A 23,129-nucleotide genomic window follows, 5' to 3' on the forward strand; every position below is an offset into this window, starting at 1 on the left:
CCCGGATTCAGGAACTGACTGCACGCTTGCGGTATGAATCCTCCATCATCTATATTCAGGCAGATGAAAGCAAAGTTCACTGCCATCGTCCGTCGGGAAGAGGACCAGTATGTTGCCTTTTCCCCGGAACTGGACATCGCCAGTCAAGGCTCTTCCCAAAAGGAAGCCGTGGAAAATCTGCGCGAGGCGGTGACCCTTTTTCTTGAAACTGCTTCCCCTCAGGAGGTTCAGGGTCGGCTCTCCGAGGAATCCTGGATCACCCAGTTTGAGGCAGATTACGCCCCCGCGTAGGCGATTCTCCGGGGCACAAATTTGTAGACTTTTAGAACTGCACGGATTCATCCCCGTCCGGCAGAAAGGCAGTCACAGGATTATGCGCAAAACCACTCCAGATGGCTCACGGACAATCCCTATCCCATTGCACAAGGATTTAAAGCCCGGTACGTTGGCATCGATCATTCGCCAGAGCGGCCGAGGCCGCTTTCTGGCAAGCGGGCAGAGAAAGCCGGGAAGGCCTGAGGGTGGTGAAGCCTAGGGCCTCGGTTCCACCTTCAGGCGCATGAATTTTGTCGTCCCGGGGACCATTGGATCCGTGGAGCGGACGATGGCTGATTCACTGACTCCGGAATCAAATTCGTTAACAAGCTCCAGCTCTGGAATATCCGAGTTCCATGTGGTCAAATCGTCGCTCACCTCCACAGTGTAAATGAAATCCGATGAGGTGAAGGTTCCATTGCTGTCACCGATAACTGTAATATTCTGGCGCGTGTAGCTGATGGTCATGTATTTCTGGCCGTCTTCATCATAAGTGCCCACAGCAGGTAATGCGATCGGGTCCGGGCTGAACATATTCAGGACAAAAGCCCGTTCTAAAATGTTCAGGATACCATCGCCATCGAAGTCGCCGTTGGGGTCCTCGGTAAGGGGAACTGAGGGCAAAGGCTGCTCCATTGTTCCCACGTTGGAACCATAGCCGATTGCGGTCAGGCCTGCGACTGCGCCCGCCTGAATGTCACTTTCAGTAAGACTGTAGGTCCCCTCGAAGGTAGTTGTATCCACTTCCCCGACATCAAGCGTTGTCGGGCCACCGGTGAGTGATATCATGACAATCTCGAAGTCGTTCAGGGTTACGTTCCCTGTGTTCTCCACGGTGAAAGGATAGCTGACAGTTTCTCCCACTTCTGCAAATCCATCCCCACTTTCGTCGTTGAAGACCGGAGTGGTTGAGATTGTGAACTGGAAATTCTGGGGAAGCAGGGTGACTTCAACGTCATCATCAGACACGCCCTCATCACTGCTTGCGGTGGCAGTGTTGGTGACCCCCCCTGCATCAATATCGGCCTGGGTGATGGTGTAGGTTCCGGTGTATGTCGTGCTGTCTGTTGCACCAACAAGCAGATCAACCTGACCGCCGCCGGCGGCTACGTCAGTGGCCACAATGTCATCGAAGTACATTGGCCCAGGATTACCCGGTTGGTTGACATTCAGAGCGACGAACCTGACCGATACCGTACCAGCTGGAGCAACCGCCTGGGTCTCAGTAGGGATCCAGTCCCCAATAGCTGAAACGCTGTTCAGGAAAGGAGTCGATTCAGCTCCGAAGAACGGGGCGTCGGCGCTTCCACCAATCGAAACAGAGGCTGGATCGAGAGCCTCACCAAGGGCATTTGTGAATTCTATCTTAAGCAGGCCGAATGACGTCCCGGGAATGCTGCCTGCGGGCGCTAACATATAACCTTGGAGATTGAATTCCTGTCCGGGGCTTGCTGGAAAGGTCTGGGACAAATTCGGGGACGCCCAATCACCTGCACCAGTACTGTCAATGACCAGGGAATTCGCACCGGTTCTTACGTAAGCAGAGGAATTTCCGGCTGATCCGCCGCTCAGGTTCTGAGTCCATTCAGCACCAATGGCCGTATTAAAACTTCCGTTTGTCAGGAGGTTGGTCGGGCCAGTCGGGGTACCGAGAACAGTCACCAATGGATCGGTGACGACGATGTTGGTCAGGGGCACGCTGCCGGTATTCTCGATACTGAAGGCATAACTGATGGTCTCGCCAGGATCGGCAAAACCGTCGCCACTCTCGTCATTGAAGGTACCGGTCTTGGTGAGGGTGAGTTCCTGCAATGGTGGCACAGTGGGCAAGATCGTTGTCTCGGTGTCATCGTCGGATGCGCCTTCCGCACTGTTGGCGGTGGCTGTATTGACAAACTGGCCAGCGTCGATGTCGGCCTGAGTGATCGTGTAGGTCGCCGTGTAGGTGCTGCTGTCCGTTGCGCCTACTGGAAGGGTAGGCCCTGTTCCAGCAGTCACGTCTGTGGCCTTGATGTCATCGAAATACATGAGTTGGGTCGCTCCGGGCTCATTCACATTCAGCAGGTAAAAGCCGACCGTGGCGGTTCCTGGAGGGGCCACAGCCTGGACTTCGGTCAAGATCCATGTTGCGGCGGGGGAGGCATTGTTGAGGAAGACATTCGATTCTGCGCCAAAGAAGGGGCTGGCAGCCGCTGATCCAATGGAAACTCCGCTGACTCCGGGATCGAGAAGATCACCCAGGCTATTCCTGAATTCGATCTTGAGAAGGCCGAAGGATGCGCCTGAAACGCCGGTGTGTGAATACATGTAGCCCTTGAAATTAAACTCCTCGCCGGCGGTTGCTGTGAAGGATTGGGAAGCATTCGGGGAGGCCCAGTCGCCCGCACCAGTGCTGTCAATCAGGAGAGACTTGAGGCCGGTGTTCGGGTAGGCATAGGCATCCGTAACGACAACATTTCCGCCACTTGGAACCATATCCCAAAGGTTCAGACCTGAGCCGGCTTGAGTAACTTCGAAGCCTGGATTGAGCAGCAGGTTTGGCGAAGGGGCGGTTCCTCCAGAGACCGTCACCAGCGGGTCGGTAACCGTCACATTGGTCAACTCCACATCACCTGTATTTTCAATCGTGAAAGTATAGTCGATGGTCTCGCCCGGATCGGCGAAGCCGTCGCCGCTCTCGTCATTGAAGGTGCCGGTCTTGGTCAAGACCAACTGTGGATTGGTGACCGTCTGTTCGTATACCCGGACATAATCGACGAGCATCTGGGTCGGAAAATTAATGTTGTTCGCATCAATTGCTCCTCCGAAATTGCCACCGATGGCCATATTCAGAATCATGAAGAATCCATCGGTCGCCTGGGGCGGGTTAGACTCATTGAAGACCCAATCGTTCGGTGCCACATCAGCAGGATTGGCGGTGTGATAGAGAACCCCATCAAAATACCAGCGAATCTCGTCGGGTTCCCACTCAACAGCGAAAATGTGATAGTCGTTCACTACCGCTTCACCGATGTTAACGATTTGCCCATAGGCCGATCCACCCGAGTAGCCGGGGCCGTGGATTGTTCCAAAAATTTCATTCGGTTGGCGGCTGACGTATTCCATGATGTCAATCTCCCCGCAAAATGGCCAAGCGGTGTTAGGAAAGTCCGCCCCGAGCATCCAGAAAGCTGGCCAAAGACCATCTCCCCCCTCTGGAACCTTTATTCGCGCCTCAAATTTCCCATACAGCTGGTCAAACTTACCTTTGGTCAGCAAGCGGGCCGAAGTATAGTCATTGCCGAAGTAATCATCCGGGTTGCCATTGGTGCCGGTATCATCACGCATTTCGATGACCAGCTGGTTATTCTCGATTCGGGCATTATCTGTGCTGTCGGTATAGTATTGCTCTTCCCCGTTTCCCCAGCCCCAGCCGCCGATGTCGTATCCCCACTTGGAGGGGTCAGGTGGACTCCCGTTAGCTTGCGTGAACTCATCTTGCCAGACGAGGGTCCAGCCGGCCGAGACCATCAGGGGCGATTGGGCGATAAGGAACAGTCCCAGACCAGCGAGTAGCCTGAAGAAGAGGGAGGGGGGGGGTGCCTTCATATGGAATTGCACCAAATTGCACAATTCGCCCCTCTGCAAGAAAAAAGGGATTAGCCAGCTATTTGGGCAGATAGATCCATCCCCCGGGACTGGTGGAAGGGGCTGCGTAGATGTAGGAATCGAGATCCTCGACGTAAGTCCACGGGTAGTTTTCGAGATTGACCCAGCCCATGAAGGCGCCGGTGTCGACCCAGCCATTGACCCAGTCAAAGCCGTTGAACATGCCATAGTCGGTGGAGATGTTGACCAATTGGACATCCATCCAATTGATGTTCATGGCATCAATGCCGGGTCCGGGAGACTCTACGGTCATACGGAGGGTGACGAGGCCAGCTGGAAGGTCAATTTCTCCGACAGCGAGGGTGGACCAGGCCTGCCAGCCGCCGGTATTGGTGATATCGGGAGAGGAGACTGAATCGCTCTCCGTGGAGAAGATGAGTCGGCCCGTGACATCTGTCCCACTGGCGACCCGGGCCTCGAGGGAGTAAGTGCCGGCGACGGGCGAGTTGAGCAGGTATTCAAGGTAATCGCCATCGGCGAGGAAGCCGGCGTTGAGGCCGCCCCCTGAGTCGGTTGTGGTTTCAAACCGGGCCCCGGACTGGTTTGAGTAATCCTCAGCCTGGACAACTCCCGGAATATCCACGGTCGGGAGGGCGATTTCATCATTCTGGTAAACACGGACATAATCAACCAGCATCCTTTGAGGAAAGGTGATGTTGCGGGCTATTCCTCCGCCAAAAGTCCCCCCAATGGCCACATTGAGGATGATGAAGTGGTTGTGATCGAAGACCCACTGGTTCGGGGCGATATCAGCCGGGCTGGCGATGTGGTATAGAATGTCGTCCACATACCAGCGGATCTGGTTGGGCTCCCATTCAACAGCATAGGTGTGGTAATCGTTTGCGACGGGTTGACCAAAGTAGTAAATGTTTCCGTAGGCTGCTCCCCCCGAATAGCCGGGACCATGAATTGTCCCGAAAATTTCATCCGGTAAACGGCTGACATACTCCATGATGTCGATTTCGCCGCATTGGGGCCAGCCAACGGCATCGATATCATTGCCGAGCATCCAGAAAGCGGGCCAGAGGCCAGCTCCACCATCAGGAACTTTGATCCGCGCTTCAATGCGCCCATATCTCCAGTCGTGCTTATCCTTTGTCAGCAGCCGCGCGGACGTATAGTCATTATTCGGATACAGATCCGGAGCCCCGTTGAGGCCGGTATCATCGCGCAGTTCGATGACCAGCTCCCCGTTCTCGATCCGGGCATTGTCGGTACTGGTCGTGTAGTATTGCGATTCCTGGTTTCCCCAGCCCCAGCCACCGATGTCGTAGTTCCAGTTGGCCGGGTCGGGTGCGCTGCCGTCAGGCAGATTGAATTCATCGCTCCATACGAGGAGGTATTCAGCCGGGGCGGCAAGGGGTGCCTGAACAAGGGCAAGCAGTGACAGCAGGCGCAGGAGCACCCGATAGGGGGAAGAGGACTTTTTCATGAGGAGGGCTTCGGAAGTGATCACTTAGGTAGATAGGCCCAACCGCTATTCGAGTCAGAAGGGGCGGCGTAAATGTAGTCCCCGAGGGAATCCACGTAGACCCACGGGTATGCGGCAATATTTACCAAGCCCATGAAGGCTCCGGTGTTGATCCAGTCACCGTCCTGCGGGTACCCATTGAAGATTCCGTAATCAAATTCGTAGACCCGTACATAATCGACCTGCATCTCAAGGGGAAATTCCAGCGTGGGATCGAGTTCACCGCCGAATGTCCCACCAATGGCGACATTCAGGATGAGGAAATGCGGTTTATCGAAGACCCATTCCTTTGGCCCGCCCCGTGTTGAACCGATCGTGTCTGGCGTGGCTGTGTGATAGAGAATTCCGTCAACATACCAGCGAATCAGGTTGGGCTGCCAGTCCACCGTGAAGGTGTGGTAATTATCCGATACAAGTTCATCGAAGGTATAGATATCCCCTATAGATGCCCCGGCATTGTAGAGTGGGCCATGAATGGTCCCGAAAATCTCGTTGGGCTCCCGGCTGACATATTCCATGATGTCGATTTCCCCGCATTGTGGCCATCCGACGGTATCAATGTCGGCTCCGAGAGTCCAGAATGCCGGCCAAAATCCTGCCGGGCCCGCTGGCACTTTAATGCGGGCTTCAATACGCCCGTAGAGGAACTCCTGCTTTCCCTTGGTGAGAAGGCGGGCTGAGGTGTAGTCCCGCCATTCGAAGGCTTCCTCCTTGGCCTCAATAACCAATTCGCCATTCTCAATCCGGGAATTATCCCTGCGGTCGGTGTACCATTGAAGCTCTGAGTTACCCCATCCGCCACCACCGATGTCGTAGCCCCAATTGGCCGGGTCGGGTGCGCTACCGTCTGGCTGGTCAAACTCATCTGACCAGACAAGGGAGTATTGTGCGAATGCAGAGAGAGGAATCAGGGTTAACAGGCTCAGCAAGGCGGGAAGCTTCTTTACTGAAAGGAGGGCAGAGGGGATCTGTTTCATAATATAATTGCACCATATTTCACCAATTGCCTTCCGCAACCCAAAATCAAAAATATCTGGGACCCTGGACGGATCAATAGAGGTGATAGGCCCGCGACTGGGCAGCGAATTGGCGGCAGTAGTTCTCCCAATCGGCGAGGAGGGTGCGGACGGGAAGAGCGCTACCTTTTTCGATGAGGAAATTGAGGACCCGTTCATCGCCGACATGTTTGTTAAAGAGGCCCTGTCTTGAAGAGGAGGCGGTTGCGAAGGGGTTTTGGGAGCTCCACTCGCAGGCAAGGGCCATCATGTGAAGGCTGAGCTCAGTCGGCCGGAGGGCGTTCCAGTTGGTGACCTGGGCGTAGGTGGCGCGGCGCAGCTTGCCCTTGACCTCGAAGGGAATGACGGGGAATGAGAGGCCGCGGATTCCACGGGAGGTGAGGGCTTTTGAAATCGTCTCGGGCGGAGTACCGGTGAATTGAATGAGTCGGAACGGGAGATGTGTGCCGTAGCCGTGCGAGAAACTGCCAAGTTGTGCGCCAAGTCCGGTCATGGGGTAACCGAGGACGGCGGACAGATCCGGAATGGCGGGTGATGTGGGAATCCACTTGAGCCCGGTCTGCGTCCACATCATGGAGCGCCTCCATCCCTGCATGGAAATGATCTTGAGGCGGCCCCGGCGACGCACGGCATCCGGGATTTTGAGCACACCTGGTTTTTTAAGGGCCATATTGGCAAGCTCCCCGATTGTGAGACCGTGAACGTAGGGGACCTGGAACGCCCCGACATAGCTCATCCACTTTTCCTCCAGAGGGGGCCCATCCACTTTCAGCCCGCCGAGCGGGTTGGGGCGGTCGAGCACAATCACTTCCTTGCCGGCCTTGAAGCATTCCTCAATGACATACCGCATGCAACTGACATAAGTGTAGCTGCGTGACCCGATGTCCTGGAGGTCGATGACCATCGTGTCGATGCGGGCCAGCATTTCGGGAGTCGGGCGTCGGAATTTGCCGTAGAGGGAAAATACCGGGAGGCCGGTTCGGGCATCAATTTTGTCATCAACCGGAACATTGGCCTTTTCATCACCGTAGATACCATGCTCCGGACCAAAGAGCGCGACAAGACGCACTTCGGGTGCCTGCTTGAGTACATGGATCGTGGATTGTCCTGCCCGGTTGACGCCGGCCGGGTGCGTGAGCAGCCCGATCCGTTTGCCACGCAGCTCGCGGAAACCGCCCCGCGCGAGCACATCGATTCCGAGAAGGAACTGGCTGGGTTGGGCGGCTTCGACTGCGGAGTTCCCAAGAAAGGCCCAACTGGTCGTGGCCATTGTGAGGCGTGAGAGGAAGCGGCGACGATTGATTAATGCGGGAAGGCTTTCCATCAGGGAGTTTCTGCTTGTTTGGGATTGGGAGACTGTTCAGGAGGTTGTGCAACCTGCTCCTGACGCTTTTTCTGCAATTCCTTGAGGCGCTTGACGGAGACCATCACCTCGTAGGCTGCGAGCTTGTAAATGCCTGCGGCAATGGTCGCGAGGGATGTTCCAAGAATTATTCCGCCGAGTGCGGTCACCCACCAGATGTTGGCCAGATAAAGCAGGTTCATGGCCCAGTTGCCACTTTGCAGGGCGTCAATGAGCAACTTCATTTCCGCCATGTTGATCTGGGGAGTGTCGACGCCAAAGATATTCAGGAGAACGCGCCCAATTTGAAAACAGGCGAAGTAAGCGGGCAGGATTGTGAACGGATTGGTGATGAAGATCGTGCTGGTGAGAATGGGCAGGTTGGCGCGGAGCAGGAAGGCGAGGCCAACGGCAATCGGCAGCTGTATCCCGTAAAGTGGGAGAAGGGCGAGAATGCAACCCGCGTAGAGGGCCGGGATCGCATTCTTGACTCGAAAACACCACAGGTAAGACCGCTTCCGGGTAGCGGAGGCAAACCACCTCAGGACGGGATAGCGGTGCACATTGGCACGCCGTGGCATCCAGCGCAGGACACGCTTCACTCGGGCAATCCGCTCAAGGCGGCGCCTGTTGAGGCGATGCTCTTCTTGCGTCATCCGGGAAGGGCCACCTTTTCCAAAGCGTTGCGCAGGGATGCGGGTGTTTCGGATAGGGCCTTTTCAATGGGCCAATCCGGATCCGACAAGACGAGGGTCTCAAGATTTGGATGCGCGGAAGCGAGCTGCTTCACTGTAGTGGCATCGGCACTACCGACTAGCAGGACAACCTTTTGCGCCGGCCCTGCGAGCCTCAGAAGGGCTACAGGTCCTTTTCCCGCGAGGGAGCTTTGATCCAGCCGGCCCTCACCTGAGATAATCAATCCGGATTCCTTCACCTTGTGGGGCAGGTCCAGAAGGTCGGCAACAAGTGGAAATCCTTCCACAAACTCGCTGTCTGGCAAGGCATGCCTGAGGGCAAAACCGATTCCTCCCGCGGCACCAGATCCCGGTTCGGTCATCAGCTTGTCCCAATCCGTCGGATGCTTGCCAAACAGGCCAAGAACCCGACGGCCCATTTTCTGGATAGTCCGCTCCATGCGGTCGGCATCCTCGGGCAGGAGCCCCTTTTGCGGGCCGAATACCCGCGTCGCGCCATTCTCCCCGAGAAGTGGATTCGTGACATCGCAGGCAATCCTGACCGGAGGAAACTTGTCCAGTAAATGGGATGTGGAGCCCAACGTGTTAATCTGGCGAAAGGTGCCCGGGACGACTTTGGTAACGGGTTGCAATTCCCGGTCGTAGTAGCAAACCCCGAGGGCTTCAAGCGCGCCTGCCCCGCAGTCGTTGGTGGCGCTGCCGCCGATTCCCAGAATCAAAGCCTCCGCACCAGCCCGGATAGCTTCCTTCATCAGGAGACCGGTTCCGTAGGTCGTTGTCTGCCATGGATTGCGCTGATCATCGGACAGGCATTCAAAGCCGCTGGCTGAAGCCATCTCGACGATGCCGATTTTTCCATTAATCAATTCGTCCGGCAGGTTGAGCCGTTGCCACGCTGATTTGGGCAGGGATTCTGCCTCAACAAGGGCAAAATGGGCATCAACTGGTTCAAAGAGCGGCCCCGGAACGGCGACTGTCCGTAGCTCCCCACCGAGTGCTTCGGCAAGAATGCTGGCAAACCCTTCCCCTCCATCCGTGAGCGGAGCAGAATGGATCTTGGCCTTTGGCAATTTGACAGAGAGCGCTTCGCGAGCCAGTTCACAGGCAGACCGGGCATCAAGGGCCCCTTTGTATTTATCGAATGCTATCAGTGTGTTCATGGAAATGGTGAATCAGCGGCGCAAGCGCGGATCCAGGTTTGGATTATGGACTTCAATAATGCTTTCCCCGGTCGGTTCACCGGGTGCCTTGTCCGGGTCCTGGTTGATGAGCTCCCCGTTTGTATCGTAATAGCGGACAACGACTCGCCGCTCCCATAGCGGGCCCTCGAAGGTGAGGGTGGCAAAGTTCCTTTCGCCGTAGCGGTCGGCTTCCCCGGGAAAGATATCAAGCCGGTAGGGATTGTTTTTCGCGGGCGACCCCGGCCATGGACCGGCGGTCAGTGGCGAAGAGGTGAATTCGGTCACAGTGAAATTGCTTTCCTCGACAACCAGCCGACTTGCCTCGGAAAAGTGGACGTCTCCTGAAATGAAGATCGTGTTATGGAGCTCCTCTGCAATGAGGCGATCGATGAGGTATTGCCATTCTTCCGGATAACGCTGCAGGCCGTCTTTTGAATGAGGCGAGAAAATCTGCGAGCCGATGCCGATAATATTGAAGGTTGAGGGGTAGCTGCTGCGGGACTGCATCCGGTTATATTTCATCGATTCAATGAGCCAATCAATCTGAGCCTTGCCGAGTTGCTGCGGAGGATATCCAAATTGCCCGAGAGCCAGTCCGGGGGTGGTCCGGTGGGTGCGGTTGTCGAGAAGATAGAAATGAACGTCTCCCCAGGCGAAGTAGGTGAAAATACCGGGAATGCCGGGAACCCCGGCGCTCGGATTGCCGTTAAACAAGCTGAAGATTTCCTTCGCCATGCCCTTGTTCCAGAATTCACGACCGGCATCATTGGGTCCATAATCGTGGTCGTCCCATGTGGCGTACTGGGGGATGGTCGCCAGCATTGGCCGGAGGTGCGGAATCGAACGGTCGTGAGTCCAGCGGTGAATCATTCCGGTCCGGGATGTCCAGTCGGGTTCACGATAATAGATGTTGTCACCCAGCCAGACGAAGGCGTCCGGATTTACTTCATAGATTGATTCAAAGATCTCGTAGCCATCCCCGTACGGTTTGGAATTCATGCGGTCGTAGCCGCCTTCACGCTCATTGATGTAGGCACAACTGCCAAATCCGATGGTGAAGTCAAAAGGAGTGTGGCCATCCTTCCGGAAGCGCCAGTTGGGCGGGGTGGAAAATGTCAGAGGGATGGTTCCCTCGCGGTATTCCTCGCGGAACCGGGGCTCAACCTTATCCCCGTCTATGTAGAGGGCATATCCATATTGAGTTCCTTCCGCGACTGTGTCGGCGATACACTTTGCAATGAATCCGTCCTGCTTCCGGGTCTGGATTGTATCCGTAAAACGGATACTATCCGGGTCATCTTCCGGCCAGTAAGCCACCTTGACCTCCGCTGCGGCATCAGTCTGCACCCAGACCAGGACCTCGGCCATTGTGGCATATCCGATCATGGGTCCACTCTGCAGCTTTGCAGCGCTGAGAAAGGGCACCTGACAACACATCGCAACGACTAGAAACAACCGTGACATAACCTTATTGAGGATGTGCCTAATTCGGATGGGGTCAATCCTTGCAGGGCGGTTGTTGCGTCAGGACGCGTTTTGGGAAGAGAGCCCGTAGCACGCACTCCTCTTGATCAGCCGACGATTCCGAGCTCTCGCAATTGATGACGGGGCCGCCCAGGCCACTCGCGATTGGCGATCGGGCTGGCGGGGCTGGGGTGCAGGAGGGTTCCAATCCGCGGACCTTTCAGGGAAAGCCGTTGCAGGCATTTCGTCGCAAACCCGCCAACACCAACAGCGATTTCCGGCTGGAGCAATTCAATCACGGTCCGGAGGTGTTGATCGCAGGCGGCCTCAAGGGGCTTCCTTTCCGCAACCGCTATTTTGTCCGGAGTGATGTTGGCGCCACTTTCACTCAGGAAGGAGAGGGGGCAGTAATTGAGAATGAAGGCCTCCTGAAAAAACTCGTCCGCTGATTCGTACAGTTCCGCGAACAGTCCCCAGAGCCTCCTCCCGCTGACTTCGGACCGGGAACAGGCAAATCCCTCTATGGGGCGTTTGGGATGCTCATGGGCTGGTTTGGCAATGGGCACCTCGATTCCCAGCCAGTCCCGAACCGCGGCTATCTCGCCAAAAGGAACACCGGTCTGGGCCATGCCCCAAGGGCCGGGATTCATGCCCAGGTAGACGACTCGTTTCCGGCCACCTCCGCCAAATCGTTTGATGTAGGCCTCATGCCCTGCCCAGGCATAGTCGTAGGCATTGTAGACCATGGAGACCGGGGCCGAAAAACTGAGCCGCGAGAGGGTCGTGGAGAGCTCCCGCGCTGCATCCAAAAGGGCTTGTTGTTTCATCGATTATGAGACTGACCCGATTGACTCGTCTGACAAGCCCGACTTGCCCGACAAAGTGATTGCCTTGAGAGGGGCCTCGCCCACACAGTACCGGTTCATTGAAGCAGCTGGACACACATCGAGTTTTGTACACGACCCGGCGGTTGATTTCGAATGCAGATTCGACACGAACCGACTGGATCAGCCCGGTCTGCATGTTGCTTCTCTCGATCATCGGGATATTTTTCATATACAGCGCCCAGGCCTTTGTCGGGGGAGGCTATTGGATCAGGCAGATGGTCTGGATTGTCCTTGGTAGCGGGGTCTACTTCGTTGTTTCCCGGATTGATTATAAGTTCTATCTGGAGAATGCCTTTTGGTTTTATGCCGCCGCGGTCCTGCTGTTGCTCTTGATCTATACCCCTCTCGGAGTTGAAAGGGAGGGGGCCCGGCGCTGGCTGGACTTCAAGTTCATGGCCTACCAGCCCGCCGAGGCGGCCAAGGTCTGCAGCGCCATCATGATGGCCAGCATCCTTGCCCGGTCGGAAGTCGGGACTATTCGTCAGAGCGTTTGGACATTGTCTAAAGTGTTCCTTGTCACGGCCATACCAATGATCTTGATTTTTGCTCAACCTGATCTAGGCTCTTGCCTCATAATCCCTCCAACGATGCTCGCATTACTCTACGTTTCCAAGCTCTCACAGCGATTCTTCCTAGCCGTTTTCGGCCTGGTGCTGTGCCTTGGAACATTGATCAGCGTTGATCTGTACAAGTATTCCGGGTTTCTCGAGGAGAACAACCTGACTGCCCATGAGGCGCGTGGCGCTTACCAGAAGCAGTCTTGGGTCCCGCTGCGGGATTATCAGCGGGAACGTATAATGACTTTTATCGCACCGGAAGTGGTGGATCCCCGGGGAACGGGGTCAGCCTGGAATTCCAACCAGGCCCAGCAGGCTGTCGGTACCGGCGGCCTGACGGGCAAGGGATGGCAATCCGGCTTGCAGGCCCGCCTGGGATACCTGCCGCGTTCGGTTGCGCATAATGATTTTATCTTTGCCGTTCTGGCAGAGGAAAAAGGATTCATAGGGGGACTGCTCGTGATCGGGCTCTTCTCGCTACTACTTGCAAACGGGGTCCGCATTGCAGGAATGGCGAGGGATCGTTTTGGCATGTTGCTTTCAGTTGGTGTTACCGTGATCTTTATCATTCACGTATTCATCAATATCGGCATGACAATCGGTCTAACACCGATCACCGGGCTTCCACTCCCATTTCTCAGTTATGGTGGCTCGTTCATTTTGAGCTGTTGCATTCTACAAGGAATCGTACAAAGCGTTTACCGTTACAGGAGGGCCTTTTCATGAGCCCCCGAACCCGTAATCTTTGTTCAATTTGGCTAATGTATCAGTCTTGCGGACCCCTCAAGAACGAGCCCAAAACGCACCCAGCAAAGGAGTCCACAAGACAACATGAAACCATCAGACGCTATTGAAGAACAAAAATTATCAGCAGAACAAGAATCTGAATTAAAGCATCCCCCGGTGGAAGAAGCGGTTGAACCCGTTGATCCGGAAAAGCTCAAGGAAGATGTTGAGGAACGGGCCCGCCAGCGGCCAATTCTGCAGAAAATCGCCGCCAAAATCCGCAAGGAAGACGCGCCCTACCGGGAAATCATCATCAACTCCGAGTCCCTCGAAAAGCGGGTCGCGGTGATGAGTGAAGGGATTCTGGAAAAGTTCGAATTGGAACGGGCAGGCGATGATCGCCTTGTCGGGGCCATTTTCAAGGGAAAGATCCAGAATCTGGAGCCGGGCTTGAAGGCCGCCTTTGTCGACATTGGCATGCCCAAGAACGCTTTTCTCCACTATTGGGATATCCTGCCTCAGGCAGATAGCTCGGTGGAGGTTGTGCGTGACACACGCACCGATGCGCAGAGGCAGAAAAAGGATAAAATCACGGTCAAGGACATCCCGGGACTGTTTCCGATTGGTGCCGAGATTCTCGTCCAGATCACGAAGAGTACGATCGGCTCGAAAGGGCCTCGTACCACCACGAATATCGCGCTGCCGGGACGGTTCCTCGTCTTGATGCCGTTCGGGGGTCAGTGCGGAGTCTCACGCAAGATTGAATCCGACAAGGAGCGCAAACGCCTGAAGGAAATCCTTCGCAGGTTATCAATCCCGGAAGGAATGGGTGTCATCATCCGGACTGCCGGTGAAGGCAAGCGCTGGACCTATTTCGTCCGTGACCTGTCCATCCTGCTAAACCAATGGAATGAGATTCAGGCACGCCTTGATGCGGCTAAACAGCCCACCTGCCTCTACAAGGAACCGGACATTCTTGAGCGGACTGTCCGCGATTTCCTGACGGAAAATGTCGACCGCGTTCTGATTGACAACAAGGACGACGGGCAGCGCATCCTTGACCTGGTCAGCCGGGTGAGTAAGCGCAGTGCGGGGAAAATTGCCGTCTTTGAAGAAAACATTCCCATCTTCGAGCGTTTCAACATTGAGAAGCAGATCGAGCAGACATTCCTGCGGAGGGTTCCCCTTTCGAGTGGAGGCGAGATCGTCATTGAGGAAACCGAAGCGCTTGTCGCAATCGATGTGAACACCGGTTCCCACAAGCAGCAGAAAGACAACAACAACAATTTTATCCTTCAGGTGAATCTGGAGGCTGCCCTGGAGGCCGCCCGTCAGATCCGGCTGCGCAATATCGGTGGCCTGATCATTCTCGACTTCATTGACATGAAGAACCGGAAAGACCGGATGGCTGTCTACAAGAAGATGAAGACGGAGATGGAAAAGGATAAGGCGAAATGCCATGTCCTCCAGATTTCCCAGCTCGGGATCATGCAGATGACCCGCCAGCGCCACAAGGAATCTGTCTCCAGCGGACTCTACAGTACCTGCCCATATTGCACTGGCCGTGGGACCGTCAAGAGTGCGCGGACCATGAGCGTGGAAATCCAGCGCCGCTTGACCAATGTGATCCGGCGTCTCCGGACGCATCTGGACGATGAAGGCGAGGATATCTGGTTGCGCGTCTTCTGTCATCCGCATGCCCTTGAGCGTTTGCGTCATGAGGACGAGCGCATCCTGTTGGAGATCGAGGAATCCTATAACGTGAAGCTCAGTTTCCGCGCGGATCCGGCATACCACGTTGAGAATTTCAAGATAATCGACGCCCGGACAGGCCAGGAATTGCGCTAGGAGATCCGATCCTGCTAAGGCAATGAGTCGGGCCTTCCATGCCCGGTTGGTCCGAGGGTGTACCGGCGCTGAAGCGCCGACTCACTTTGGTTCGTCATGCCCGGTTGGTCCGAGGGTGTACCGGCGCTGAAGCGCCGACTCGTTTCGGTTCGTCAGGTCCGGTTGGTCCGAGGGTTGTACCGGCGCTGAAGCGCCGACTCACTTCGGTTCGTCAGGCCCCCTTGGTCAGCGTCATTTTGATGTATTGGCCGTCCTTTTCGAAATGATGGTGTCCGATTTCCGGACATTCATCGAGGAGGTCGTATTGTGCGCTGTGATTCCAAACAATCAGACGGCTTTCCTTGAGGCTGAAATTCCACTGGTAGACGCCCTCGTAGTTTTCCTCCTCCCCCTGGTTGGCCAGGTGGATTGAAATGAGGGAACTGTTGGGTCTCAAAACCTTGAAAATCTCACGGTGTGCAGCAATTGGATCGATCGTCTGGTCGAGGCAGTTACCGGCATACGCAAAATCAAATGAGGCGGCCTCAAACTGTTCACTCAGGCTTTCCGCCATGCCATAAATTGTTCTTACCGGGGGTGTGAGCCCGTTCTTGCGGAGGAGCTCGTCATATTCCGTTGCGAGGGGATCAATCGGGACGATTGTCACAGTCTTGTCATCCCAGACATTACCAAGGACTGTCAGGGGTCCGGCACCAACATCGAGAACACGGATTCGTCCGGGTTGTCCCGGGATCAGCGGTTTTGCCCACCACGGAAAGGGACGGTTGCTACTCAGGCGCAAGGCACGATCCTCGGCATCCCCGGTTTCCCCGGAAAGCCAGTCGCCCCAGATTTCCAATTCCTTTGGAAGCCCCTTTTGCCAGTTGTCCTTGATGCTCGTCATCCTTTACCCGACCAGCTTGTCAATCTGCCGGTAGGTAAGGAAAATGGCAATAAAAAGAAAGATCCAACCCAAAAGAATGGACAAGCGCTTGAAATTGGGCCGCCCGATGTAGACACGCCTTTTGACGACCGAGCGCCATTCGTCTCGCCGCGCCTCGTGTGCAAAGAGCAGCCGGAAGGCGAAGAAAATCGAAAGGACAAGGAGGGCTGCATCGAAAATGGATTTAGCGACGCCGAAAGGACTCATGAAGAATAATCAGGTTGTTAGGTTGTAGGGTTGTTTCAGCCAGAATCCAGCTGAGCCAATGAAGTAGACCTCTGGATTCAGTTTAATCAAGACTAATTCCCGTGGAAGATTACGCCTCCGCTTTTTGATTGTGGGGAAACAGCTCCTTGCGTAGCTTTCGAACATGGAGCGTTCATTTGACGTGATCATCGTGGGGAGTGGCATTGCCGGATTAAGCTTTGCACGGAAAGTCGCGGACCTTGGCAGCCGTGTCTGTATCCTGACCAAGAAGGAGCGCGCTGAGAGCAATACCAACTATGCCCAGGGGGGGATTGCCGCTGTAACCTCCGACAGCGATGATTTTGAGCTGCACATCCAGGACACCCTGACGGCGGGGGATGGCCTGTGCGACGAGCAAGTCGTGCGGACGATTGTCCGAGAAGCGCCGGAGCGAATACAGGAACTGGTCGATCTCGGGGTCAAATTCTCCCAACTGGAGGATGGCCGGGTCTCCCTGCATCGCGAGGGTGGGCATTCCAAGCGCCGCATTCTTCACGTCAAGGACCTGACGGGAAAGGCGATTGAGGATGCGCTATTGCACGCTGTTGAGACACATGAACGCATCACATTGCTGGAGCATGTCCATGCGATCGACTTGATCACGAGGCAGAAACTGGCTCAACCGGACCATCCTGTGGATGCCAAGGAGAACCGGGTCCTCGGGCTGTATGGATACGATACCCGTCAGGGGAAGGTGGCAACCTATTCGGCCCCGGTGGTGATGCTTTGCACGGGCGGTGTGGGGCAGGTCTATTTATACACGACAAACCCGGGAATTGCCACGGGTGACGGGATTGCCATGGCGTACCGGGCCGGTGCGGAAATCCGCAACATGGAATGTATTCAGTTTCATCCGACAGCTTTCTATGCCAAAGCAGATGACCGCTTTCTTATCAGTGAGGCGGTTCGTGGGGAAGGTGGCATCCTGCGCAATCTTCGTGGGGAAGAATTCATGCCGCGTTATGATGAGCGGCGCGAACTGGCTCCGAGGGATATTGTCGCCCGGGCCATCGACAGTGAAATGAAAAAGTCGGGAGCGCGTCATGTCTGGCTGGATATCAGCCATCAATCCGAAGACTTCCTCAAGGAACGCTTTCCGCACATTCATGCCCATTGCCTTGAATACGGGATCGATATGGCCCGGGAAGCCATCCCCGTCGTGCCTGCCATGCACTATCTTTGTGGGGGAGTGAAAACAAACCTCCATGCTGAAACAGGCGTGACCGGACTCTATGCCTGTGGCGAGGTGGCTTGCACGGGCCTGCACGGGGCAAACCGCCTTGCCAGTAACAGCCTGCTGGAGGCGGTTGTCATGGCCCATCGCGGTGCATTGGCTGTGCATGAGTTTATCGCTACACAGAAGTATCCTGATTTGCGACTGCCGGACTGGCTTGACGGTGACCTTCAGGATAGTGACGAGCGCGTGATCCTCAGCCACAATCTTGATGAGTTGAAGCGCACACTCTGGGACTATGTTGGCATTGTCCGTACGACCAAGCGCCTTGAACGCGCCCGTACACGCATCCAGAATCTCAAGCGGGAAATCCACGATTACTATTGGAACTTCAAGGTGGAGCCGGGCTTGCTGGAGCTCCGCAATCTTGTTGAAGTGGCCGAGATGATTATCCAGTGCGCCCTCCAGCGCCAGGAGAGCCGTGGCCTTCATTTCACCCTCGATTTCCCGGACAAAAATCCTACGGCCACCGAGACGCGGGTCTAGGTCCTGTTTTCCGTTTTCTCCAAGCTTACCAGTTGCTATTAAGGTGAACATGCGTTCACATTAATGAGCCAATAATGATAAGCCTGGGAAATTTCAGCGCCTACAGCTTTTACGGGGCCGCATGGACAGTGGAAACGCTGGTTGAGCGGATCCGGGCTTCCGGCTACACCGGCGCGGGGCTGGCCGATATGAGCGGTTTCCACGGGGCAGTTGAATTTTCGCAGGCCTGTGACCGCGCGGGCTTGCGGATGATTCTTGGTTGTCGATTGCGGATTCGCGATTTTGTTCCCGGCTGGTTGCAGGTGACGGTGCGGGACCAGACGGGTTATGCGGCAACGTGCCGTTTGTTGAGCGAAAACCACGCGGGAGAGACGGATTGGGAAGCCTTGGAGCGCCTGCAGGCGGAAGCCTCCGGGCATATTTGGATTTCCTGTCCAATCCGGGTGGAGCATGTCTACCGGACCCGTATCGGGGATTACCCGCGCTGGCGGAGCGCGTGGGAATCCCTCGCTGAATATGGCTGGGACAACCTCTGGCTGGAGCTGGGCTGGCAAAGTGCGGCCGGGCGGCTGTTGCAGAGACGGGTCTTCAGTGAGTGGAGCCGGCTCGGCTGGGATCGCTGGGTCCTCGTTTCCGGGGCGCGGCATGATGGAAGCCCCGTGGGTAGTGAGTTGCTTGAATTGATGCAATCGATGGGGACCCTGACGCGGATCGGGCAGGCTCATCCAGACAAGCTGGTCCGGGCTGAGTACGGGCTTCTTCCGGCTGGAGAGATTCGCCGGCGCTTTGCCAAAGTCCCTCAGGTCCTGCGGCAAACACAGGTATTTGCGGATGCCTGTACCTTTGATTTTCGTTTTGGTCGCATGCATCTGCCAAACCCGTTGATCCGTACCGGGGCGGATGCGACGGAGGTTTCCTCGGGCCGGACCCGGCAGGATCGCGTGTTGGCCTGGCGCTGCCTCCGGGGAATCGTGCAGCGCTACGGGTCGGCTTATCCCTGGCGGGACAAACCGGGAAGGCCGGAGCTTCTGGAGCGTTTGCGACGGGAACTTGGCGTGGTCTCGGAAACCGGTTATGCGGGTTATTTCCTTATTTTTGCAGAAGTGGTGGACGAGTGCGGCCGCCGGGGAATTCCATTGCTGGCGCGGGGAAGTGCCGCCGGGAGCCTGATCTGCTATGCCCTTGGTGTGGCCAATGTCTGTCCTTTCCGTTTTGGGCTTTGCTTCGAACGCTTCCTCAATCGCGAACGGATGCGGCACAGCAAGTTGCCGGATATCGACCTTGACCTGCCATGGGACCGACGGGAGGAGATCATGACTTGGTTGTATGAGCGGCATGGGGTCGAGAAAGTAGCCATGATCGGCGGCTTTGCTCATTTCAAGGGCCGCGCCTCGGTCGCGGAAGTGGCCAAGGCGATGGGCGTACCGGCGCATGATGCCCACGCGTGGAGCAAGCGCCTGCCCCACGGATCCCTGCGCAAGTTTCTTGATGATCGGGAGGGCTACGTGGAGGCCAAGGGGGCGTGGGCGGACCAGCGCTTTCAGGAGGCGGTGGCTCGCGCGGTTGATCTGCATGACTTACCGCGCCATCCCATGATGCATCCCTGTGGAATGGTGATCGCTGATCGTCCATTGACGGATTTCACCCCGGTTGGAGGCAGTGCCAAGGGCTTTTCCATGACCCAGATGTCGATGGACCCGATTGAAGACCTGGGCCTTCTGAAGATGGACCTCCTCGGGCAGGCGGGCTTGAGTGTGATCCGGGATTGCCTGGAGAACACCGGGGAGACGATCGATATCTTTGAGAGGATTGATTACGCGGATGAGCGAATCTATGAAATGATACGCGACGGGGAGGCGAGGGGGGTCTTCCATATTGAGTCACCGGCGATGACAAGTCTCCTGAAACTGTGCCGGTGTGCGGATATTGATTGCCTTGTGGCCACGGTCTCAGTCATCCGGCCCGGAGCGGCCAATGAAGACAAGAAGTCAAAGTTTGCCCGGCGCTATCTTGGAATGGAGGAGCCGGTCTACGCGCACCCGGTGCTTGAAGAGGTGCTTGGCGACAGCTACGGGCTCATGATCTACGAGGAGCACATTCTCCTCGTGGCCAACCGCTTCGCCGGGATGGACCTTGGAACAGCGGATTTGCTCAGGCGTATCCTGATCAAGAAGTCGGACAGCAAGTCGATGGAAGAGCTGGAATCCGTTTTCAGGAGCTCCGCCCTGCACAAGGGGCGTAGCGAGAACGAGATCACCACAGTCTGGAAGGAACTGCGGGACTTTTCCGGATTCATGTTCAACAAGGCGCACGGTGCAGCTTATGCGGTGGAGGCTTTTCAGGGATGTTGGCTCAAGCTCAGTTATCCGGTTCATTTCCTCTCGGCAGTCCTGAATAACCAGCGCGGGTTTTATCGTCCCCTCGTGTATGTCATGGAAATCCTGCGACACAAGGGCCGCTTCCGCTTGCCCGATGTGCAGGATCCGGGGAATGCCTATTGTGTAGTGGATGAATGGGTACAAATACCGCTCTGGCAGATAAAGGGATTGGGTGAGCGGTTTCTGGATAAATGGACCAGGGAACGCAAAAAGGGCCCTTTTGCGGATTGGGAAGATTTCGCAAGGCGTATCCAGCCTGAGCCGGCTGACGCCGGGTTGCTTGCGCGGACAGGAGCCCTGCGCGGTTTTTTCAAGAACCGCCATGAAGCCTTCTGGAAGGCGGGCCAAATCCGGAGGCAGAGCCACCGCGGCCGGGCAGTGCCGGCAGGTGATGACCTCTTTACGGTTGTTCCGGAGGTATCGACGGAGGCGCTTGAGGAAATGAGCCGGCGGGACCGGGCAATCGCCGAGGTCGAACTGCTGGGGTATCCGGTCAGTATGGATCCGTTTGAGTTCTGGATGGAGGATCTGGAGAGAAACGGGACAATCCCGATTTGCGAGTTGGAGAATTATGTTGGCCGGGAGATGGAAATCGCAGGTATTCAGGTTTGTCACCGTCTGCACCGGACGCTCAAGGGCGAGCTGATGAAGTTTGTCTCCCTTGCGGATGAGAGCGGCATTGCGGAAACGGTTCTCTTTCCCGATGTCTACCGGGAATTCGGCTGGCCATTATCGCATTCCCACGCAGCTCGCCTGCGTGTGAATATCGAACGGGATGAGACCGGCAGTGGCTTGAGCCTGACCGTCACGGAAGCGCTTACTGGCCCTCGTGAATGAACTGTTGGAAAACTTCCTTGGCAATAGGGGCGGCGGTTGAGCCTCCGCCGTATTCCGTCTCCTGGTTGGGAACACCCTCGACGAGGACAGCCACAGCGATGCGCGGATTCTGGACGGGCGCATACCCGACGAACCATGCCAAGGTGGTCGGCTTTCCATCCTTGCGAACCTGGGCTGTGCCGGTCTTGCCTGCGACGGGAAGCATGGGATTTCCAGCGAGGCGGGCGGTCCCGCGTTCCCCGGCCTGACGCATGCCTTCCTTGATCAGTGCCAAGCGGTCGGCGGGAAGGCCAATGGGGCCATCAGTGATGGCCTCCCGCTTTGCATGGAGAAGGGTCGGGTGCAGGAAAGTGGTCTCCCGGGCGAGGGATGCGGCGAAAGTTGCCATCTGCATGGGGGTGAGGAGCAGGAATCCCTGTCCGATAGAGACATTGGCGGTATCACCTTCAAACCAACCTTCGCCATAAAAACGGGCCGCTTTCCATTCCGGGTCAGGGACCAGCATGCGACCGGTCTCGCCGGGCAGCTCAATCCCGGTTCGCTGATCGAGATGAAACCGCCTTGCCTCGTTGGCAATGCCCCAGATGCCTGTTTCAGTCCCGCGATTGTAGAAGAAGACATTGCAGCTGTCACGGATTGCCTCGACAAGGCTTTCCTCGCCATGACCGGATCGCCGGTGGCAATGGAAAATCCGTCTCCCGACCATGTGGAATCCCTGGCAGTCAATAACCGTTTCGGGGTTGATGGTACCGGTCCGCAATCCAGCTATCGCAGTGATCAACTTGAAAGTTGAACCGGGCGGGTAGAGGCCCTGAGTGGCCCGGTTCAGCCATGCGCCTTTCTCACGGATTTCCTTGTCGACTTTAAAGCTGATGAAGGGAGAGAGATCGTTCAGGTCGTAGGCCGGCTTGCTCACAATGGCAAGAACCTCGCCCGTCTCGATTTCAATGGCGACAACGGCCCCGGTCTTGTCGCCAAGCGCCGCTTCCGCAGCCAGTTGGACATCTATATCGAGGGAAGTCGTCAAGTCCGTGCCCTTGCGGGGCTGTTCATGCACGACGCGCTCGTATTGAAACCCGCTTGGATCGACCGTCCAGATTTCCCCGCCGGTGAGTCCCTGCAATTCGCTATTAAATTGTTTTTCCAGGCCACTGCGCCCGATTTGACCCTCATTTCGGAATGTCAGAAGCGTGTCGCCCGGGAGTGTTCCCTCGGGGAACTCGGTACTGTCAGAAACAAAACCGAGCGAATGGGCGGCCGCCTCGCCATATGGATACCAACGTGCGGTGCCGGAAATAATCTGGATGGGTGAATCGATGGAGATCTGCTCGATCAGCTTCGCATAAGCCTCTGAGGGCAGATCCTTGATCAGGGGAAAGGGGAGAAGCAACGATTGGGAGAAGTGTCTTTCGATATCCTTGGAGTCCACATCCTTGTCGGTCCCGATGAGAGAATTGATCCGGCTCATGTAGCGCTGGACAACGCGCCTGCGCGCTTCCGTATTGAGCTGGAAGCGGTCGGGATTGAGTCCGCGTTCACGGTTCCAGCGAACAAGATTGTAATATTCCGCACGGAATTCGCGCCGGAGCTCATTCAGGTAAACAACTGCAGAAAAGAGCGGCCGGTTGCCGACGAGGACACGACCATGACGGTCGTAGATGATCCCCCGTGGACCGGGCATCAAGATCCGGCGGTAATTCTGCCGTTCAGCGGCGGCAGAAAAAGCCTCCTCCTGCACGAGCTGTCGATACCCGAGGCCGCCCATGAGCATGAGCATGCAAATCACGATTACGAGATACAGCAGGTAGAGGCGGGGATTGACCTGCGGATTGGGAGCCTCGGATGTTTTCCGGATCGATGGGCGCATAATCCTGTG

At 56.2% G+C, this 23,129-nt stretch carries 17 protein-coding genes; 6 read left to right on the top strand and 11 right to left on the bottom strand.

Features of this window, described 5'->3' with window-relative positions; all coding sequences use genetic code 11:
- Nucleotides 1-63: 63 nt before the first annotated feature.
- Both G0Q06_RS01950 and G0Q06_RS14740 read left to right on the top strand, forming a co-directional pair.
- Complete coding sequence (locus tag G0Q06_RS01950; RefSeq protein WP_163961937.1) at nucleotides 64-291, top strand: type II toxin-antitoxin system HicB family antitoxin; 228 nt, start codon at nucleotides 64-66, stop codon at nucleotides 289-291.
- Nucleotides 266-535 (top strand): type II toxin-antitoxin system HicA family toxin, encoded by a 270-nt coding sequence (locus G0Q06_RS14740; protein WP_343203180.1) that lies wholly within the window; start codon nucleotides 266-268, stop codon nucleotides 533-535. The genes G0Q06_RS01950 and G0Q06_RS14740 overlap by 26 nt, the downstream gene beginning before the upstream one ends.
- Here G0Q06_RS14740 and G0Q06_RS01960 read toward each other — a convergent pair.
- From G0Q06_RS01960 to G0Q06_RS01995, 8 genes are all read right to left on the bottom strand, one after another.
- On the bottom strand, nucleotides 532-3,903 hold the full coding sequence (locus G0Q06_RS01960; protein WP_163961939.1) for a DUF7507 domain-containing protein: 3,372 nt from the start codon (nucleotides 3,901-3,903) through the stop codon (nucleotides 532-534). The two genes, G0Q06_RS14740 and G0Q06_RS01960, sit on opposite strands and share 4 nt — an antisense overlap.
- A 58-nt stretch (nucleotides 3,904-3,961) precedes the next feature.
- Nucleotides 3,962-5,395: a family 16 glycosylhydrolase gene (locus tag G0Q06_RS01965; protein ID WP_238710200.1), complete on the bottom strand. Its 1,434-nt coding sequence runs from the start codon at nucleotides 5,393-5,395 to the stop codon at nucleotides 3,962-3,964.
- 20 nt (nucleotides 5,396-5,415) lie between these two features.
- The gene (locus G0Q06_RS01970; RefSeq protein ID WP_163961943.1) at nucleotides 5,416-6,411 is read right to left on the bottom strand and encodes a glycoside hydrolase family 16 protein; all 996 of its coding nucleotides are present in this window, start codon (nucleotides 6,409-6,411) and stop codon (nucleotides 5,416-5,418) included.
- 73 nt (nucleotides 6,412-6,484) lie between these two features.
- Nucleotides 6,485-7,774 (bottom strand): DUF1343 domain-containing protein, encoded by a 1,290-nt coding sequence (locus tag G0Q06_RS01975; protein WP_238710202.1) that lies wholly within the window; start codon nucleotides 7,772-7,774, stop codon nucleotides 6,485-6,487.
- Nucleotides 7,774-8,448: a DUF2062 domain-containing protein gene (locus tag G0Q06_RS01980; RefSeq protein ID WP_163961945.1), complete on the bottom strand. Its 675-nt coding sequence runs from the start codon at nucleotides 8,446-8,448 to the stop codon at nucleotides 7,774-7,776. Before G0Q06_RS01980 ends, G0Q06_RS01975 begins: the two co-directional genes overlap by 1 nt.
- Nucleotides 8,445-9,647 (bottom strand): glycerate kinase, encoded by a 1,203-nt coding sequence (locus G0Q06_RS01985; protein ID WP_163961947.1) that lies wholly within the window; start codon nucleotides 9,645-9,647, stop codon nucleotides 8,445-8,447. The genes G0Q06_RS01980 and G0Q06_RS01985 overlap by 4 nt, the downstream gene beginning before the upstream one ends.
- 12 nt (nucleotides 9,648-9,659) lie before the next feature.
- Nucleotides 9,660-11,132 carry an alkaline phosphatase D family protein gene (locus G0Q06_RS01990; RefSeq protein WP_163961949.1) on the bottom strand — a complete coding sequence of 491 codons (1,473 nt, stop codon included), beginning with the start codon at nucleotides 11,130-11,132 and terminating at the stop codon, nucleotides 9,660-9,662.
- Between the two features lie 107 nt (nucleotides 11,133-11,239).
- Nucleotides 11,240-11,959, bottom strand: a complete 720-nt coding sequence (locus G0Q06_RS01995) for a uracil-DNA glycosylase family protein (RefSeq protein ID WP_163961951.1) — start codon at nucleotides 11,957-11,959, stop codon at nucleotides 11,240-11,242.
- A 125-nt stretch (nucleotides 11,960-12,084) separates the two neighbouring features.
- Between G0Q06_RS01995 and G0Q06_RS02000 the strand changes: the two genes are divergently transcribed.
- Together G0Q06_RS02000 and G0Q06_RS02005 are read left to right on the top strand one after the other, a co-directional pair.
- On the top strand, nucleotides 12,085-13,302 hold the full coding sequence (locus tag G0Q06_RS02000; protein ID WP_238710205.1) for an FtsW/RodA/SpoVE family cell cycle protein: 1,218 nt from the start codon (nucleotides 12,085-12,087) through the stop codon (nucleotides 13,300-13,302).
- A gap of 105 nt (nucleotides 13,303-13,407) precedes the next feature.
- Nucleotides 13,408-15,150, top strand: a complete 1,743-nt coding sequence (locus G0Q06_RS02005) for an Rne/Rng family ribonuclease (protein WP_163961953.1) — start codon at nucleotides 13,408-13,410, stop codon at nucleotides 15,148-15,150.
- A gap of 211 nt (nucleotides 15,151-15,361) precedes the next feature.
- Here G0Q06_RS02005 and G0Q06_RS02010 read toward each other — a convergent pair whose 3' ends face one another.
- Both G0Q06_RS02010 and G0Q06_RS02015 read right to left on the bottom strand, forming a co-directional pair.
- On the bottom strand, nucleotides 15,362-16,033 hold the full coding sequence (locus G0Q06_RS02010) for a methyltransferase domain-containing protein (protein WP_163961955.1): 672 nt from the start codon (nucleotides 16,031-16,033) through the stop codon (nucleotides 15,362-15,364).
- A gap of 3 nt (nucleotides 16,034-16,036) precedes the next feature.
- Nucleotides 16,037-16,279 (bottom strand): hypothetical protein, encoded by a 243-nt coding sequence (locus G0Q06_RS02015; protein WP_163961956.1) that lies wholly within the window; start codon nucleotides 16,277-16,279, stop codon nucleotides 16,037-16,039.
- A gap of 163 nt (nucleotides 16,280-16,442) precedes the next feature.
- Here G0Q06_RS02015 and nadB point away from each other — a divergent pair, with 163 nt between their 5' ends.
- Complete coding sequence (gene nadB / locus G0Q06_RS02020; protein WP_163961958.1) at nucleotides 16,443-18,038, top strand: L-aspartate oxidase; 1,596 nt, start codon at nucleotides 16,443-16,445, stop codon at nucleotides 18,036-18,038.
- A 74-nt stretch (nucleotides 18,039-18,112) separates the two neighbouring features.
- Nucleotides 18,113-21,253 carry a DNA polymerase III subunit alpha gene (dnaE, locus tag G0Q06_RS02025; RefSeq protein ID WP_163961960.1) on the top strand — a complete coding sequence of 1,047 codons (3,141 nt, stop codon included), beginning with the start codon at nucleotides 18,113-18,115 and terminating at the stop codon, nucleotides 21,251-21,253.
- On the opposite strand, the gene mrdA is transcribed toward dnaE, so the two are convergent.
- Complete coding sequence (gene mrdA / locus G0Q06_RS02030) at nucleotides 21,234-23,120, bottom strand: penicillin-binding protein 2 (protein ID WP_163961962.1); 1,887 nt, start codon at nucleotides 23,118-23,120, stop codon at nucleotides 21,234-21,236. The genes dnaE and mrdA overlap by 20 nt on opposite strands.
- Nucleotides 23,121-23,129 lie beyond the last annotated feature (9 nt).

The organism is Oceanipulchritudo coccoides (genome assembly GCF_010500615.1).
GTDB lineage: Bacteria > Verrucomicrobiota > Verrucomicrobiia > Opitutales > Oceanipulchritudinaceae > Oceanipulchritudo > Oceanipulchritudo coccoides.

Bases quoted from the DNA above. Each gene is read 5' to 3' on its own strand.
- G0Q06_RS01950 (WP_163961937.1), top strand. From the start codon at position 64: ATGAAAGCAAAGTTCACTGCCATCGTCCGTCGGGAAGAGGACCAGTAT.
- G0Q06_RS01960 (WP_163961939.1), bottom strand. From the start codon at position 3,903: ATGAAGGCACCCCCCCCCTCCCTCTTCTTCAGGCTACTCGCTGGTCTG.
- G0Q06_RS01965 (WP_238710200.1), bottom strand. From the start codon at position 5,395: ATGAAAAAGTCCTCTTCCCCCTATCGGGTGCTCCTGCGCCTGCTGTCA.
- G0Q06_RS01970 (WP_163961943.1), bottom strand. From the start codon at position 6,411: ATGAAACAGATCCCCTCTGCCCTCCTTTCAGTAAAGAAGCTTCCCGCC.
- G0Q06_RS01975 (WP_238710202.1), bottom strand. From the start codon at position 7,774: ATGGAAAGCCTTCCCGCATTAATCAATCGTCGCCGCTTCCTCTCACGC.
- G0Q06_RS01980 (WP_163961945.1), bottom strand. From the start codon at position 8,448: ATGACGCAAGAAGAGCATCGCCTCAACAGGCGCCGCCTTGAGCGGATT.
- G0Q06_RS01985 (WP_163961947.1), bottom strand. From the start codon at position 9,647: ATGAACACACTGATAGCATTCGATAAATACAAAGGGGCCCTTGATGCC.
- G0Q06_RS01990 (WP_163961949.1), bottom strand. From the start codon at position 11,132: ATGTCACGGTTGTTTCTAGTCGTTGCGATGTGTTGTCAGGTGCCCTTT.
- G0Q06_RS01995 (WP_163961951.1), bottom strand. From the start codon at position 11,959: ATGAAACAACAAGCCCTTTTGGATGCAGCGCGGGAGCTCTCCACGACC.
- G0Q06_RS02005 (WP_163961953.1), top strand. From the start codon at position 13,408: ATGAAACCATCAGACGCTATTGAAGAACAAAAATTATCAGCAGAACAA.
- G0Q06_RS02010 (WP_163961955.1), bottom strand. From the start codon at position 16,033: ATGACGAGCATCAAGGACAACTGGCAAAAGGGGCTTCCAAAGGAATTG.
- G0Q06_RS02015 (WP_163961956.1), bottom strand. From the start codon at position 16,279: ATGAGTCCTTTCGGCGTCGCTAAATCCATTTTCGATGCAGCCCTCCTT.
- nadB (WP_163961958.1), top strand. From the start codon at position 16,443: ATGGAGCGTTCATTTGACGTGATCATCGTGGGGAGTGGCATTGCCGGA.
- dnaE (WP_163961960.1), top strand. From the start codon at position 18,113: ATGATAAGCCTGGGAAATTTCAGCGCCTACAGCTTTTACGGGGCCGCA.
- mrdA (WP_163961962.1), bottom strand. From the start codon at position 23,120: ATGCGCCCATCGATCCGGAAAACATCCGAGGCTCCCAATCCGCAGGTC.